Source organism: Enterobacter sp. K510, from assembly GCF_055804875.1.
Map to the genome: position 1 here is coordinate 208,930 of NZ_JBNRLQ010000003.1, position 14,040 is coordinate 222,969.

At 56.4% G+C, this 14,040-nt stretch carries 13 protein-coding genes; 7 read left to right on the forward strand and 6 right to left on the reverse strand.

Going from position 1 to position 14,040, the window contains the following annotated elements; translation table 11 throughout:
- Positions 1-37 precede the first annotated feature (37 nt).
- Entirely contained in the window at positions 38-2,230 is a 2,193-nt protein-coding gene (locus ACQUTD_RS06455; RefSeq protein ID WP_473274151.1) for a TonB-dependent siderophore receptor, read from the reverse strand.
- 45 nt (positions 2,231-2,275) lie between these two features.
- Complete coding sequence (locus tag ACQUTD_RS06460; protein ID WP_072567642.1) at positions 2,276-3,367, reverse strand: YncE family protein; 1,092 nt, start codon at positions 3,365-3,367, stop codon at positions 2,276-2,278.
- 418 nt (positions 3,368-3,785) lie between these two features.
- Here ACQUTD_RS06460 and ACQUTD_RS06465 point away from each other — a divergent pair, with 418 nt between their 5' ends.
- From ACQUTD_RS06465 to ACQUTD_RS06480, 4 genes are read left to right on the forward strand one after another with little or no spacing between them, the layout of a single operon-like run.
- Positions 3,786-4,994, forward strand: a complete 1,209-nt coding sequence (locus tag ACQUTD_RS06465; RefSeq protein WP_473274150.1) for a SpoIIE family protein phosphatase — start codon at positions 3,786-3,788, stop codon at positions 4,992-4,994.
- Positions 4,995-5,002: 8 nt separating this feature from the next.
- The gene (locus ACQUTD_RS06470) at positions 5,003-5,584 is read left to right on the forward strand and encodes a SiaB family protein kinase (protein ID WP_234007179.1); all 582 of its coding nucleotides are present in this window, start codon (positions 5,003-5,005) and stop codon (positions 5,582-5,584) included.
- Positions 5,577-5,993 carry a SiaC family regulatory phosphoprotein gene (locus ACQUTD_RS06475; protein WP_473274148.1) on the forward strand — a complete coding sequence of 139 codons (417 nt, stop codon included), beginning with the start codon at positions 5,577-5,579 and terminating at the stop codon, positions 5,991-5,993. Before ACQUTD_RS06470 ends, ACQUTD_RS06475 begins: the two co-directional genes overlap by 8 nt.
- Complete coding sequence (locus tag ACQUTD_RS06480) at positions 5,987-6,763, forward strand: GGDEF domain-containing protein (RefSeq protein ID WP_318363298.1); 777 nt, start codon at positions 5,987-5,989, stop codon at positions 6,761-6,763. The genes ACQUTD_RS06475 and ACQUTD_RS06480 overlap by 7 nt, the downstream gene beginning before the upstream one ends.
- Here the strand turns inward: ACQUTD_RS06480 and ymcF are convergent.
- The 3 genes from ymcF to ACQUTD_RS06495 form a co-directional block, all read right to left on the reverse strand.
- The gene (ymcF, locus tag ACQUTD_RS06485; RefSeq protein WP_072567637.1) at positions 6,760-6,951 is read right to left on the reverse strand and encodes a cold shock small protein YmcF; all 192 of its coding nucleotides are present in this window, start codon (positions 6,949-6,951) and stop codon (positions 6,760-6,762) included. The two genes, ACQUTD_RS06480 and ymcF, sit on opposite strands and share 4 nt — an antisense overlap.
- A gap of 308 nt (positions 6,952-7,259) precedes the next feature.
- Positions 7,260-7,691: a hypothetical protein gene (locus ACQUTD_RS06490; RefSeq protein WP_072567636.1), complete on the reverse strand. Its 432-nt coding sequence runs from the start codon at positions 7,689-7,691 to the stop codon at positions 7,260-7,262.
- Positions 7,692-8,066: 375 nt separating this feature from the next.
- Complete coding sequence (locus tag ACQUTD_RS06495) at positions 8,067-8,612, reverse strand: cupin (protein WP_318373958.1); 546 nt, start codon at positions 8,610-8,612, stop codon at positions 8,067-8,069.
- A gap of 109 nt (positions 8,613-8,721) precedes the next feature.
- Here ACQUTD_RS06495 and ACQUTD_RS06500 point away from each other — a divergent pair, with 109 nt between their 5' ends.
- The gene (locus ACQUTD_RS06500) at positions 8,722-9,825 is read left to right on the forward strand and encodes an AI-2E family transporter (protein WP_072567634.1); all 1,104 of its coding nucleotides are present in this window, start codon (positions 8,722-8,724) and stop codon (positions 9,823-9,825) included.
- Between the two features lie 222 nt (positions 9,826-10,047).
- Positions 10,048-11,949, forward strand: coding sequence for a flagellin N-terminal helical domain-containing protein (locus tag ACQUTD_RS06505; protein WP_473274146.1), 1,902 nt, complete (start codon positions 10,048-10,050; stop codon positions 11,947-11,949).
- On the opposite strand, the gene ACQUTD_RS06510 is transcribed toward ACQUTD_RS06505, so the two are convergent.
- Entirely contained in the window at positions 11,938-12,864 is a 927-nt protein-coding gene (locus ACQUTD_RS06510) for a LysR family transcriptional regulator (RefSeq protein WP_318363294.1), read from the reverse strand. The genes ACQUTD_RS06505 and ACQUTD_RS06510 overlap by 12 nt on opposite strands.
- Before the next feature lie 102 nt (positions 12,865-12,966).
- Here ACQUTD_RS06510 and ACQUTD_RS06515 point away from each other — a divergent pair, with 102 nt between their 5' ends.
- A complete protein-coding gene (locus ACQUTD_RS06515) occupies positions 12,967-14,034 on the forward strand; it encodes an SDR family oxidoreductase (RefSeq protein WP_072567631.1) in 1,068 nt (355 codons plus the stop codon).
- Positions 14,035-14,040 lie beyond the last annotated feature (6 nt).

The window sequence follows — 14,040 nt, forward strand, 5'->3', positions numbered from 1 at the left end:
ATGGGCGTCCCTGCCCGTCATAACGAGGTGCGGGGGATCAGAAATCGTAGCTCATGGAGACTTTCAGCGTGCGTCCTTCGCCCTGGAAAATATAGGTGCCGAGATCTTCCACGCCGGACCAGTATTTCTCATTAGTGACGTTATCCACGCCCACGCGCCAGATCATCTCGTTCTGCGCCTCGTTAAGGCGCATCCGGTAGCGCATGCCGAGATCCAGGGTGGTGTAACTGTCGAGCTTTTTGGTGTTGGCGGCGTCGGCATACTGTGAACCGGTGTGGTTGACGCGCGCGGTGGCGGTCAGGCCGTCGATCGGTTTGATGTCATACTCCGCGCCCACCACCATGAAGAAGTTCGGTACGCCGATGGCGTCTTTGCCGTCGTTGATGCCGTCTTTGGTGCGGGTCATTTCCGGATCGATCCAGGTGGTGCTGCCGTTCAGACGCAGGCCAAGTACCGGCTCGCCGAAGACGTTCAGCTCCACGCCACGGTTACGCTGCTCGCCGTCCAGCCCGTAACGTTTTGTGGCGCTGTCCAGAATGGCGGAAGGCTTTTTGATTTCAAACAGCGCCAGCGTCCCGCCGACACGCCCATAGTCGACCTTCACGCCCACTTCGTTTTGCTTCGCGTGAATGATACCGACGGATTCAAAGGCGTTGGCCGCGTCTTTCGGCGCGTTGCTGCCTGGCTGTAAAGATTCGGTGTGGTTAGCGTAGAGCGATACCTGCTCCCACGGCTTATACACCACGCCATAGGTTGGCATCCAGCGGCTTTCGGTATAGCGCGCGGTCAGGGTTTCCGCGCCGGTGGCGTTGCTGTAGTTACGCACCACCACTTTCTGATGACGGGCGGCGACGGTCAGTTGCAGGCGGTCATCCAGCACGCCTAAGGTATCGCTGAACAGCCAGCCCTGGGTGCGGTTGCGGCTGGTGGTCAGCGGATCGAAATAGTTACCGCCCACGGAGTTATAACCCGGACGCGATACGCTGTCGGTATCATAGATATTGATCCGCGGACGGTTCGCTTCGGCGGTGGATCGCCAGGCGGTGTTGTCTTTTTTGGTCAGCGCCGAATAACCGGCATTCACCTTGTGAGACACCACGCCGGTATCAAACTGCCCGCGCAGCCCGGCCATGCCGCTGAAGGAGTCGGAAATACGGTTGGTATCCAGACGTCCAATCCACGCATCGCCCTGCTTATTGATGATCTCCGGTGAGCTGTACAGCCCGGTTTCATGGGCATGCTGACCACCAAACGCCGTGTACGCGGTCCAGGCATCCGTCACATCAAACTCGGCACGCGCCATGCCAAATTCGTTTTCGATGTCGCTGTAGCCCCACTGCTGGCTGTAGTTGTGCGTGGGATCCGGCAGATCGGGAATGAAATCAACCTTGCTGATTTTGATGCCAACGTTGCTGCCGTGGAAGGTTTTCTTCTGGTAGCCCACGTCCAGCGAGGTGCGCAGACGCTCGCCGCGATAATCCAGCCCGATGGCGGCCAGCGTGGTGCGACGGTGATCGTCATCCACCGCCCCCTCGCCTTCCCGGTGCAGCAGGTTAACGCGCGCGCCGAACTGATTGTCATCGCCAAAACGACGCCCCAGATCCAGTGAGCCGCCGATCTGCGCCTGGCTGGCGTAATCCACGCCAACGCGGGTGACAGGCGTGTCTTCCGCGTGCTTAGGCTCAAGGTTGATCATGCCGCCCACGCCGCTGGCCGCCGCGCCGTTCAGCAGGCCGTTTGCGCCTTTGAAGATCTCCACACGTTCGAGCATCTGCGTATCCACCACCTGACGCGGCACGATGCCCGGCAGACCGCCCATGGTCATGTCGTCGCCGTCGAGCTTAAAGCCGCGAATGCGGTAGGTTTCCGCGAAGTTACCGTAGCCCTGCACCGCCTGCACGCCCGCGTCGTTGCTGACCACATCGGCGATGGTTTTCGCCTGCTGATCCTGCACCGCTTTCGCGGTGTAACCGATGACGTTGAACGGCACGTCCATTGCGTTTTGCTCGCCGAGCATCCCCAGACGCCCGCCGTGCGCCACCTGTCCATCCAGGTACGCGGGAACCAGCTGGTCGCCGCCAGCGGTAAAATCACTGCCCGCCGCCTGGACCACTATCGTATCTTCCGTCGCCGCCGGGGGCTGGGTTTCCGCCGTCGCGGTATGGGTTACGGCACCGATCGCCAGCGCCAGCAACGTCTTATGCAAAGGAGCAGTACTGTTCATTGTCATCTTTTATGAGAAAGGGATAAAAGGCCCGTCGCCGGGCCGGTTCGGTTATTTATTCAGGTCAATACGGACCACGCTGTCCGGGCCTTTGGTGGAGTGATCTTTATTAAACGCCTGCTTGACGGTGACAAACAGCGTCTGGCCGTCAGCGGAAAGCAGCAGGCTGTTCGGGTGTGGCGGCAGATCCCAGGATTTTTTCACCGCGTAGGTGGTGGCGTCGAGGCTCAGCACTTTGCCGGAATCACGCTGGGAAATATAAAGCTCGTTGCGTTTGGCATTGAATTTCACTGCCAGGGAATCGCCGACCGGCAGCTGTTTGATCACCGTGCCGGTGTTGATATCCAGCACCAGCGTGGTTTTCGCCTTCGAGTTATCGGTGACGAACAGGCGGCCGGTGGCGCTGTCTTCCGCGATATTCAGCAGCAGCGCCTCTTTTTCGCCGAGCGGCTTCCAGCGTTTTTCGACGCGGTTGTTACGCGGGTTGATCACCAGGATCTCGCCGCCGCCGTTTGCGGCATAGATGCGCCCGGTTTTTTCTGAGTAATGCAGGCCGGTCATCCATTTGCCGGTGTTTTTGATGCGCGTTTTCAGCTTCATGGTTTTCGCATCCACGACCCAGATCAGCGCCGGATCGGCGACCGCGCCGATATACAGCAGGCCGTTGTGCAGCAACACCTGACGCGCGCCGTACGGGAAGCCTTCCGGATTACGCTCCGGGAACAGGGCGCGGTCGATGACTTTACCGTCGGCGGTATTGATGGCGCTGATCCCCGCGTCCAGCGAGTTGGTGACGTACAGGGTTTTGCCGTCTGCCGACATATCCACGCCGAAGTTTTTCAGATCGGTATGGGTGACGCCGAGGGTTTTCAGCGTTTTCGGATCAAGTTTGTAAACCATCCCGCCCTGCACATCTTTGAAGCCTTCTGCGCTGGCGACATAGAGCGCATCGCCCGCCGGGCTTAACGCCAGTTCGTACACACCTTCCGCCAGCACGCGTTTTACCACACTGCTGTCAGCCTGAGCGGTGGTCTGGGTTTTCGGCGCTTCAGCCGGTTTTTTTGCGTCGGAGCTGTGCGGCGCGCTGCACCCGCTCAGGGCAACCGCAACCAGCAGAGCCAGTGCAGACGTTTTCATTTTCATGTGGAAAATCCTTTGCCTTCAATGCGAATAGTCAGGGAGGTAGCGCTCATGCGCCATAACAATAAAGAGAATGAGAACTATACGCATTATGTTTCTGCAAGCAAGATCATTTGCCACAATCCTTAACGAATTGTCAGCAGCAGTAACAGGCAGCAAAACCTCAGGAAAAAATCCGCAATAAAGAAGGGGTTGATAGTTCAGATGATAAGGATTATCTTTCTCATTACTGAATAGTTGAGCAAAACACTCAGGTATTCAGCACGACATTGCTCACATTGCTTCCAGTATTATGTTGCCCGCCTTGTGCGGGCTTTTTTTTGCGCAAACGCCCCACCGCTGCCCTGTTACTGAAATAAAACCGTCATACATGCCCTGTAGGATTCAGATAATTCTTATCTCAGGGAACACGCGGATTTTCATGGATATTCCTCTTTCCTCCCGACAGCTTAACGCAGGAATGTTGCGTATTGACGTTCCACATGTCACACCCGATTCCACCAATCTGCGGGTGATGGCGCTGTTTAACGAACACAAGTCTTTGATTGGCCTGCCGGTGCTGGAAAATAATCGCCCGGTCGGCATGATCAATCGCCATATTTTTCTCTCGCAGATGAGCCGCCCGTTCTTTCATGAGCTTTACGATCAAAAAAGCTGTATTGCGTTTATGGATAAGACGCCGCTGATCGTCGAGGCCAGCGCCGGGCTGGAGTTTCTGGCAGGCCAGGTGGTGGAAACCGGCGATAAAGCGGTGACGGAAGGCTTTATCCTGACGGAAGACGGTCAGTACATCGGCATCGGGCTGGGCATCGACCTCATCAAAACCGTGTCGGATTTACAGGCCAAACAGCATTTTCAGATTATGCAGAGCATTGAATATGCGCGGGTGATCCAGGAGTCGATGCTTTCCCGTTCACGGCAGAGCATTGAGGAAACCCTTAACGACTGGTGCCTGTTCTGGCAGCCGCGCGACTGCGTGGGCGGCGATATTTATGCATTCCGTCGTGATGAACAGGGCTGGCTGGCGGTGATCGCCGACTGTACCGGCCACGGCGTCCCCGGCGCTTTTATGACCTTTATCTTCGCCTCGGCGCTGGAAAAAGCGCAGACCCTGGCCGCGCCGCACGAACCGGAGCGCCTGCTTGCCATCATCAACCGCTATATCAAACAGACGCTCAGCCAGCTGCACCCCAGCGCCGATCTCAGCCAGTCCAACGACGGCTGTGATGCCATCGCCCTGTATGTCGATAACCAGAATGCGCAGATGGTGTGGGCGAACGCGCAAATGCACGCCTTTGTGCTGGGGGCGCAGGCGGAGGAAGTCATCGTGCTGGAGGCGGATCGCAAAGGCCTGGGCTACAGCGATACGTCGTCCGATCACCAGTGGCGTCGCTATCAGCGTCCACTCGTGAAGGGCGATCAGGTGCTGATCGTCACCGACGGGCTGACCGATCAGATTGGCGGCGAGCGGGGCATTATGCTCGGCAAAAAACGCATTCAGTCGGTTCTGCTGCAGGAAAGACACCTGCCGATGCAGGATCTCTCCCGCGCGCTGGGCTCGGCGTTGCAGACATGGCAGGGACAGGAGTTGTCGCGGGACGACATTACATGGTTTGGTTTTCGCTGGTGAGTGATGAGATGAAATTTAATGACCTCCAGGCCAAAGAGGCGGTGCTGCTGCCGCTGATTAGTCTGCAACGGCAAAGCGCCGTCGAACTGTTTTACACCGGCTATTTTTCCCAGGCGCACATTGTGTCGATGGGCGATGTGGTGCGGGCGTGGCTGGATAAACATGAAGCCTCGCTGCCGCTACGCCGCCGTCTGTTTTCAGTATTTATCGAGATGGGCCAGAACATCGTGCGCTACTCCTGCGATGAACGTTACCTTGGCTGCGGGGCTGACGAGCGGCGTTTTGGTTCGCTGTGCTTTCACACCGATGCCGGTAACTATTATCTGGAGACCGCCAACCTGGTCGGGCATGAAGCCTCTTCCTTACTGCAAAACAATCTCGACGTGCTGCGCACCATGACGCAGGCCGAAATTAAACAGGCCTGGAAAGAAGGCTTACGCAGTGAAGCGCCTGCCAGCAGTAAGGGCGCAAATATTGGATTGTTGACCATGGCGCGGGAGACCAGCGAACCGCTGGAATATCGCATCCATCCTTTAGCGGCCAGCACGTTGTCCGCTTTTCATCTTAAGGCCACTTTCGCCCATGACTGATATGACACTGACGCCTGCTATCGTGCTGGCCGCCACCCCTGCCACCCCGGAAGTGAATTTCGATTTCGCGGCCCGCCGTCTGGTGCTGAAAGGCGAATCCTGGCCGGAAAACGCCGCGGCCTTTTTCCGCCCGCTATTGCTGGCGGTGGAAACCTGGCTGGGAGAACAACCGGCCAATACCGCGCCCCTGCAACTGCATGTGGCGCTCAGCTATTTCAACAGCTCCAGCACCAAACTGCTGTTTGAGTTTTTCGAACTGCTGAACGGTTTTGCCCTGCATGGAACAGCCTGCGAGCTGCACTGGTATTACGACGCAGACGATGACATCTCGGAAGAGTTTGGGCAGGAAGTGAGCATGGATTTCCCGGCAATCGCCGTCTTTTTAAAAGCGGACCTGAGCGCATGCTAGATATTAACGAGCTTTTTCAGGAAGAGTATAACGTCCTGGAAGACGCCCGGATCGCCGCCGCCAATGCGCAGCTGCCTGCGGAGGTCTGCCGCGAAAAGCTGTGGACCATCGCGAAGCATTATCAGCGTTTGATCCGTGAATCTTACCGCCTCATCTCCCGCAGCGATCGCGCCGAGCGGGAGTTAACCCGCATCAACGAGGAGCTGCAAAAGCTGGCGGCCAGGCTGGAATATGAAGCGACGCACGATCCGCTCACCGCGGTATACAACCGCAGCGCCATTATTAATCAGATCGATAAATCTCTGCTGACCGGCGACGTGGCGCTGATCCTGCTGGATATCGATCATTTCAAGCGCATTAACGATGAGTACGGCCATCCGACCGGGGATCGGGTGATCTGCTCGCTGGTGTCACGGGTGCGGCGTGCGCTACCGGATCACGCCGCAATCGGGCGGGTCGGCGGGGAAGAATTTACGATCCTGCTGCCCCGCGCGCGCATTGAAGAGGCAATGCTGATCGCCGGTTATCTGCATGCGTCACTGAACGCTTCGCCGCTGGAGTGCCTGCCGGATCGGTACGTGACCGCCAGCTTTGGCGTCAGTTTAGGGGTGCGCAATAGCGATTTTGAAACCCTCTATTCGGCGGCGGATACGGCGCTGTATGACGCGAAAAGGCGTGGCCGTAACCAGGTGGCGCTGCATGAGGATTTTTTTCGTCCGGGCATAAAAAAGCCTCACATCGCTGCAAGGCTCTCTTCGGGTCGGGATTAACGCGCCCCGACCAGGCGTTTGTCTGCATGAACGTCCGGCGTATAAACCACCGTTCTGGCCATCATCGCTGATTTACAAAATATACATTTTGCGCCATACGGGTTGCTTTCGGTCATGTCAAAAGGTGATGTCCTGTACTGCGAACCGTGGCAACGCGGACAGGTGAAGTGCATAGAAGTTGTTGTCATTGAGTATTTTAACCTTTTCTGTGGGCCTTTTGGCCAGAGATGGTCTGAAATACAGAGTTTAATCAGCGCTTAAAAAGTGGAGGCTCAAAGAAGAGGTATCAAAGATACACTGAGAAATGAGGACTGCTTTAGTTAACTACCCGAGATAATGTCTGCGTATCAAACCGACTGATCCATTAACGCACGTCTGATTTGGGAAAGCAACACTTATTTGAGGTGTTATTTTTAACGCTGAAGACTCTGGCACAAAAATAAAATGTCGGTACATCCGTGCACCTGATACCTGAGCTTAGTAGGGTTAATCCCATTCAGCAAATGATGTCCCGGCGATTGCGATAAAATAATTTTAGCGGTCGCAATATGCAGTAATTTTCCGCAGTGAAATCATTAGTCGTCAGATAACGCTCGATATTCGCATCCGGCTTCCACAAGGCGGTCAGCGCATCATAACGCATTGTTTTATCGCCATCCGGCGTTTCCACCCGATACTCTCCGCTTTGCAAATAGCCGGATGAGAACTGCAAATGGCTGTCGCTGGCACCGCTTACCTGATGTTCAATTTTACGAAAGCCAATCGGAACCAGATGAAAAAGATAAAAAGGCAATGTTTTTAGTTTTAAATCCGAGAAGCTTGAAATTATTTCACCATCACGGGTGAGGATCACTTCCTGTAAGGAAACCGGCGATGACGGTAAAAGTTCAGGAAAAGGGCATTCAGCTTTGAAATAAATTATTTGCATAGCGGTACCTCAGGCGGGTCTGTTTTTTTTGTCACATATTATTTTTATAGTCCAACTGCGTCAGCCATTCCTCTTTTTCGGACTTTACAGAGAATAATTACCTGAAAATTACGCCAATTTACATGCGCAGCGGCAGAGCAAAATAGTCGTATAATCACTAAGTTTAATTAGTGCTTAATACGAAATTAGCAACGCTAATAATTGCTGTCTTAAGGTATTCTTAAGGTAATGTAAATATAGTGATGGCGATCAAGTTTTACTTGCTCCAGATTTCAGAGGTGGTTACTATTTGCCCGCTTTTGAAACATCGGTTTACAGATGAACGAAATTTTTGTCGGTAGGGGATTCGATGTCGCCTTACCGACTTTCTTCGTCTCACCCTCCCTGCTTTGCATCTTCCCGTTCGCTTCCCAGCCAGTGACTTAATAAAGGCCCTTTTGCGCCATACACCGGATCGCATGCCGGAAACGGCGTGGTAGCAATGCTTTTCAGCATCTCCGGCGACGGCGCAGCCCGACAAATATCCGCACTCTGTCCCGGCGGATATGCCCCCACCACCGTAAAGTCATCGCTGCTGCCTTTATTACAGTGCCCGGTTCCGGCAGGCAGCAACGCAATATCTCCCGCATGCACGGTGACTAAGGTCCCGCCAGGTCCGCCAAGCATCACTTGCGCCTCCCCCTGCGTGAAAGCCAGCACTTCATGGGCTTCGCTGTGGTAATGGTGATAATTGAAAATGCCGTCCACCCACTGCGCCGGCCAGCCGTTATCGGCAAACAGCCGTTCCACATCGGCGATGGCCTGCGTGCCCGCCGTGAAAACGCCACGATATAGCAGCACCGGCAGGCGGGAATTGTTCGGCACCCAGTCATGGGCCTCCAGCAGCAACACTTCGACATTCGGATAAGAAATTTCCGGCATAACAACACTCCAGCGGCTAATGATTTTTTTAAGCGTAGCCAGGCTTTATTGTATTCTCGCCAGTACCTTCTATATTTCGGAAACAGAATGCATATCGGGAGTTGTAGTTATGAGATTTAAGGGACTAACGAAAGGATTTTTCATCCTGATCCTGTTTGTCGTCACGCTGGCGTTTTTTGATGTCCTGTCGCCCTATTTCTCGGCGATTTTGTGGGCCACTATCCTCGCGGTGATCTTCCAGCCGCTAAAGAACAAGCTGCGCGAAAAGATGGCGGATAAAAACGGTATCGCCTCGCTTATCACCGTCTTAATCATCTGCCTTATCGTTTTCACCCCCTTAGCCATCATCCTGTCATCGCTGGCCTTTGAAATTAACGTTGTGTACCGCAAGTTACAGGAGAACAACACCCAGTTCCCGGTGGTGATTGCCGATTTGCTGCGCCATCTGCCTGACTGGGCGCGCAATTTCCTTGCGGAACATGAGCTGAATAACGCCACACAGATCCAGCAGGCGCTCTCCGGCGTCGCGCTGAAGGGCGGGCAATATATGGCGGGCAGCGCCTTTATTATTGGTAAGGGCACCTTTGGCTTTACCATCAGCTTTGGCGTCATGCTCTACCTGCTCTTCTTCCTGCTGAAGGATGGCCCGGTGATCGTTCATCAGGCGCTGGAGGCGCTGCCCCTCTCCCGCTACGTTAAACATCATTTATTCGCCAAATTCGCCACCGTATCGCGGGCGACGGTAAAAGGCACCGTGGTGGTGGCCGTGGTCCAGGGCGTGCTCGGCGGCATCGGCTTCTCCATTGTCGGCATCGATGGCAGCATTCTGTGGGGCGCGCTGATGGCGTTCCTGTCGCTGATCCCGGCAGTAGGCTCGGCGATTGTCTGGGTTCCGGCGGCGATTTTCCTCTTCTCCACCGGGCAGATGTGGCAGGGCTTCTTTATTGTCGGCTTCTTTGTGGTGATCGTCGGTCTGGTGGATAACCTGCTGCGTCCGCTGCTGGTCGGCAAAGACACCAAAATGCCGGACTACCTGATCCTTATCACCACGCTCGGCGGCATGGAAATTTATGGCATCAACGGTTTTGTGATCGGCCCGCTGATCGCCGCGCTCTTTATCGCCTGCTGGAATTTACTCTCGGGTAAAGATCATCAGGGCAACGTTGACGAGCTGGACGATGACTTTATGGAAGAAGGCAGGCGCGAGCAGTAAGCCCACCTACCAGAGTTTGTAGATCGCAGTTGATGCTGCTGGCCGCTTCGCTTAATGTCGCGGCCAGCAGCATAAAACCTGTTAAGAAACGACTTATCCCACAGTAAATACCAGAAATTTGCCCTGAGTGATCGGCAAACTTCACTACGTCCTAATTTGTCCCTAAAGAAAATTCCTGCCTGCCGATAATTCCTCTCAGGGATGCCATTCGTGAGCAGGGTAATGATAAGTCTAAAAACCAATGTGTTTTCACTGAACGCCGGAAACAATCTCAGCAAAAGCGCGTCGTCGCTCGACCAGGCGATCCGTCGTTTATCTTCCGGGCTGCGCATTAACGGTGCCAGCGATGACGCCGCAGGCCAGGCCATCAGCAACCGGCTTTCCAGCCAGCAACACGCGCTGGCGCAGGCACAGCGTAACGCCGGGGATGGGCTGTCGCTGGTGGACACGGCGGAAGGCGCGATGAGCGCCATTAACGGCAGGCTGCAACGCATTCGTGACCTGACGGTTCAGGGGCTTAACGACACCTGGAATCAGCAGGATTCAGACGCCATTCAGGCAGAAATCAACCTCAACCTGAAAGAGATCGACCGCCTGACCACAGCGACCACGTTTAACGGCATCAATCTGCTGGATGGCAGCGCCGGTAAACTCGGTTTCCAGGTCGGCGCTTACGATAACGAAAAAATCGATCTCGACCTTTCCTCACCGGGCTTCAGCGTGGATGAACTGGGCTTAAAGGATCTGATCATTCGCGGCATCAGCGGTAAAGTGACCGATGAGAACACCGTCACGGGCATCGCCAATAATATTTCCCTGACCAATGGCACGGCGAGCGTGAGCTATGCCACCCCTGCCGGGATCACCTCCCCGCAACTGGTGCGCAGCACCGTCAATAATCAGCTCTATATCCAGGGCAACGACAGCAACGGCCAGGCGACCTTTTTCCCGGCAACCTACAACGCCAGCTGGTACACCGCCACCGGCAGCGGTACGGTTTCCGTGGGCACCACCAGCACCTCGCCGCTGTACAGCCCGGTCGCCAGCCTGCCCGCCCGCACTATTCCGTCCGTGAATTTTACCGACATCAGCGGCACGCCTTTAAGTGCCAGCCCGCCCCCGGCGCTGACCATGGATAGCGGTCAGTATTATATTGAGCAGAATAATACCTGGTATCCCGCCACGGTAAGCTTCGGCCCGACCGGTGCGGTCAGCGCGCAAATGTCCAGTGCGACCGGCCTGCTGGATACCGATTTTGCCACCCTGCCGACGGCGGTGACCAGCACACCCTTCGCCAATGCCAGCACCGCAAGCTTTACCGATGCCAGCGGCAACCCGGTGGCAGGCGCGGCCCGGCTGGTGAAGAACGGCAGTCAGTATCTGATGGAAGTCGATAATGGCGGCGGCAACGTACAGTATTACAACGCCTCGGTGACCGCGACGTCGAACGGCACCACCACCAGCATGCAGGTCAGCGCCCTGAGCGCCACCAGCCAGAACGCTTTCACGGCGGTGAATTCAGTTAACGGTATCTCAGTGGTAACCATGGATCGCGCTAACGTCGAGCTGCGTTATACCGATGCCGATGGCCGTTCCACTAATGATGTGCTGCGTCAGGATGCCGACGGCAACTATTTTATGGACGCGTCAGGCTCCACCACGGGGAAAACCGCAACCCTGGTCCGGCAGAATGATGCCGCCAGTACGCTGATGCTGAAAACCCTGCAGGGCGTGGGCGATGTGCAGATCTATTTCGCCACCACTTACAGCGCCACCACCGATGCGTCAACCAACGCCACCACCATGAGCATTGCGGAAGTGGGCGATGAGATCCGCTTACGCAATCCGGATAACCCGCTCGCCACCCTCGATAAAGCCATCAGCATGGTGGATGCGCAACGCACGAAGCTCGGCGCGGTGGCCAATCGCCTCTCTTCTGTGCAGAATTTACAGAGCGGCGCGACGGCAACTATCGCCGCCGCCCGATCGCGCATTGAAGATGCCGACTACGCCACGGAAGTCTCTGCGATGTCGAGGGCGCAGATCCTGCAACAGGCGGGGGCGCAGGTGCTGATGAAAGCTAACCAGACGCCGCAAATGGTGCTGGCGCTGTTAAACGGCTAACGCATTCAGCGGCGCGGTAATGTCCAGCTGGCTTAGCACGTTAAGCAGGGCATCCACTTTCGGCAGCCACTGCTTACGGCGCGGCCAGACCAGCGACAGCGCCAGACCGTCGGGCTGCAATTCCGGCATAATCACTTTAAGCTCCCCGCGCAACAGCGGGGCGCGCACCAGCCAGGTGGGCATTTGCGCCACGCCCAGCCCCGCCACCACCGCCTGCAGCTGGGCATCCACATCCCCCAGCGCCATGCGGTACGGCACGTTTCGCCAGTTCTGATGCCCGTCGGCGGTAGTGAACAGCCAGGGCTTGGTGCTGCCATCCACCCGCTCGTAAAGAATGGCGCGGTGCTTTATTAATTCCTCTACCGTGCGCGGACAGCCCTCGCGGGCCAGATAATCCGGCGCGGCGCAAAACACCATTTTCTCGCGCCCCGACAGCCGACAGCCCAGCGACGCGGGCAGATCCACCGAGCCGCCAATACGCACCGCCACGTCTATTCCTTCATCAAACAGATCGATGAAGCGATCGGAAAACGTCAGGCTAAGCTCGATTTCCGGGTGTTGCTGACAAAACGGCATCAGCAGCGGCATCACCGCCAGCCGCCCGTAGGTATTGGGCACCGCCAGCCGTAAGCGCCCGGAGGGAATGGTGCGCTGGGCGGCGAGCACCGACTCGGCCTCTGACAACTCCTCCAGAATGCGCATACAGGTCTGATAATACGCGTGTCCGGCGTCGGTCAGTTGCAGATGCCGGGTTGTGCGTTCCAGCAGGCGCGATCCGAGGCGCGCTTCCAGGCGGCTGACGCTTTTACTCACCGCCGATCCGGTGACGTGCAGGTGTTCCGCCGCGGCGGTAAAGCTGCCTTTTTCGACGCTGGTGACAAAAGGGACAATATCTTTCAGACGCTGGTCGTGCACGGATTGATGACCTCAGGTTAAGGATCTTGTGAATTTATACCAGAGCCGGGAATGAGATTCTCTATTAGTCTGTATATATCCCCTGTTACGAGGTAAACACAGATGACTAAAAAAGCATTGATCGTCGGTATCAGCGGCGTAATTGGCCGCGCGCTGTCAGAGAAATTATTGCAGGACGGCTGGGAAGTGACCGGCCTGTCCCGCGGGCGCGGCGAGGTGCTGGCGGGCTGTACCAGCCTGACGGCGGATCTCACTGACGCAGCGGCGGTCAGCGAAGCGCTGAAATCGGTCAAACCTGACGCGGTATTTTTCAGCGTCTGGGCGCGTCAGGAAAACGAAAAAGCCAATATCCGCGTCAACGGCGCGATGATCAAAAACGTGATTGACGCGCTGGGCGAGCGCCTCCACGGTGCGCATGTCGCGCTGGTCACCGGCCTGAAACACTACCTTGGCCCGTTCGAGAACTACGGCAAAGGCAGCGCCGCCGTTACCCCGTTCCGCGAAGAACAGGGGCGTCAGCCAGTGGATAACTTCTACTACGCCCAGGAAGATGAACTCTTTGCCGGCGCCGAGAAGTACGGCTATCGCTGGAGCGTTCACCGTCCCCACACCATCGTCGGCTATGCCGTGGGTAACGCCATGAACATGGGCCAGACGCTGGCGGTCTACGCGACCCTGTGCCGTGAAAAAGGCTGGCCGTTTATTTTCCCCGGCTCGCCGGAGCAGTGGAACGGCGTCAGCGACGTTACCGACGCGGGCCTGCTGGCAGAGCAGCTTAGCTGGGCGGCCACCAGCCCGACGGCGGCGAATGAAGATTTTAACGCCGTGAACGGCGACGTATTCCGCTGGCGCTGGCTGTGGCCGCGACTGGCCGCCTATTTCGGTATTGAAGCGGCGGATTATCCGGCGCAGATGATGCCGCTGGAAGGCCGTATGCAGGAAGCGGCAGCCGCCTGGCAGACCATCGCCGCGCAGCACCAGTTGCGCGAGCAGGACATCAATAAGCTGGTTTCCTGGTGGCATACCGACGCCGATCTGGGTCGTCCGATGGAAGCCTTTACCGACATGAGCAAAAGCCGCAAAGCAGGCTTTACCGGCTATCGCAGCACGCTGGATTCCTTCACCACGCTGTTCGATAAACTGAAGCAGGAAAAGATTATTCCTGGTTAATGCCGC

Coding starts and splice junctions, on each gene's coding strand:
- ACQUTD_RS06490 (WP_072567636.1), bottom strand. CDS start 7,691: ATGCAAATAATTTATTTCAAAGCTGAATGCCCTTTTCCTGAACTTTTA.
- ACQUTD_RS06465 (WP_473274150.1), top strand. CDS start 3,786: ATGGATATTCCTCTTTCCTCCCGACAGCTTAACGCAGGAATGTTGCGT.
- ACQUTD_RS06475 (WP_473274148.1), top strand. CDS start 5,577: ATGACTGATATGACACTGACGCCTGCTATCGTGCTGGCCGCCACCCCT.
- ACQUTD_RS06460 (WP_072567642.1), bottom strand. CDS start 3,367: ATGAAAATGAAAACGTCTGCACTGGCTCTGCTGGTTGCGGTTGCCCTG.
- ACQUTD_RS06470 (WP_234007179.1), top strand. CDS start 5,003: ATGAAATTTAATGACCTCCAGGCCAAAGAGGCGGTGCTGCTGCCGCTG.
- ACQUTD_RS06480 (WP_318363298.1), top strand. CDS start 5,987: ATGCTAGATATTAACGAGCTTTTTCAGGAAGAGTATAACGTCCTGGAA.
- ACQUTD_RS06505 (WP_473274146.1), top strand. CDS start 10,048: ATGATAAGTCTAAAAACCAATGTGTTTTCACTGAACGCCGGAAACAAT.
- ymcF (WP_072567637.1), bottom strand. CDS start 6,951: ATGACAACAACTTCTATGCACTTCACCTGTCCGCGTTGCCACGGTTCG.
- ACQUTD_RS06500 (WP_072567634.1), top strand. CDS start 8,722: ATGAGATTTAAGGGACTAACGAAAGGATTTTTCATCCTGATCCTGTTT.
- ACQUTD_RS06515 (WP_072567631.1), top strand. CDS start 12,967: ATGACTAAAAAAGCATTGATCGTCGGTATCAGCGGCGTAATTGGCCGC.
- ACQUTD_RS06455 (WP_473274151.1), bottom strand. CDS start 2,230: ATGACAATGAACAGTACTGCTCCTTTGCATAAGACGTTGCTGGCGCTG.
- ACQUTD_RS06495 (WP_318373958.1), bottom strand. CDS start 8,612: ATGCCGGAAATTTCTTATCCGAATGTCGAAGTGTTGCTGCTGGAGGCC.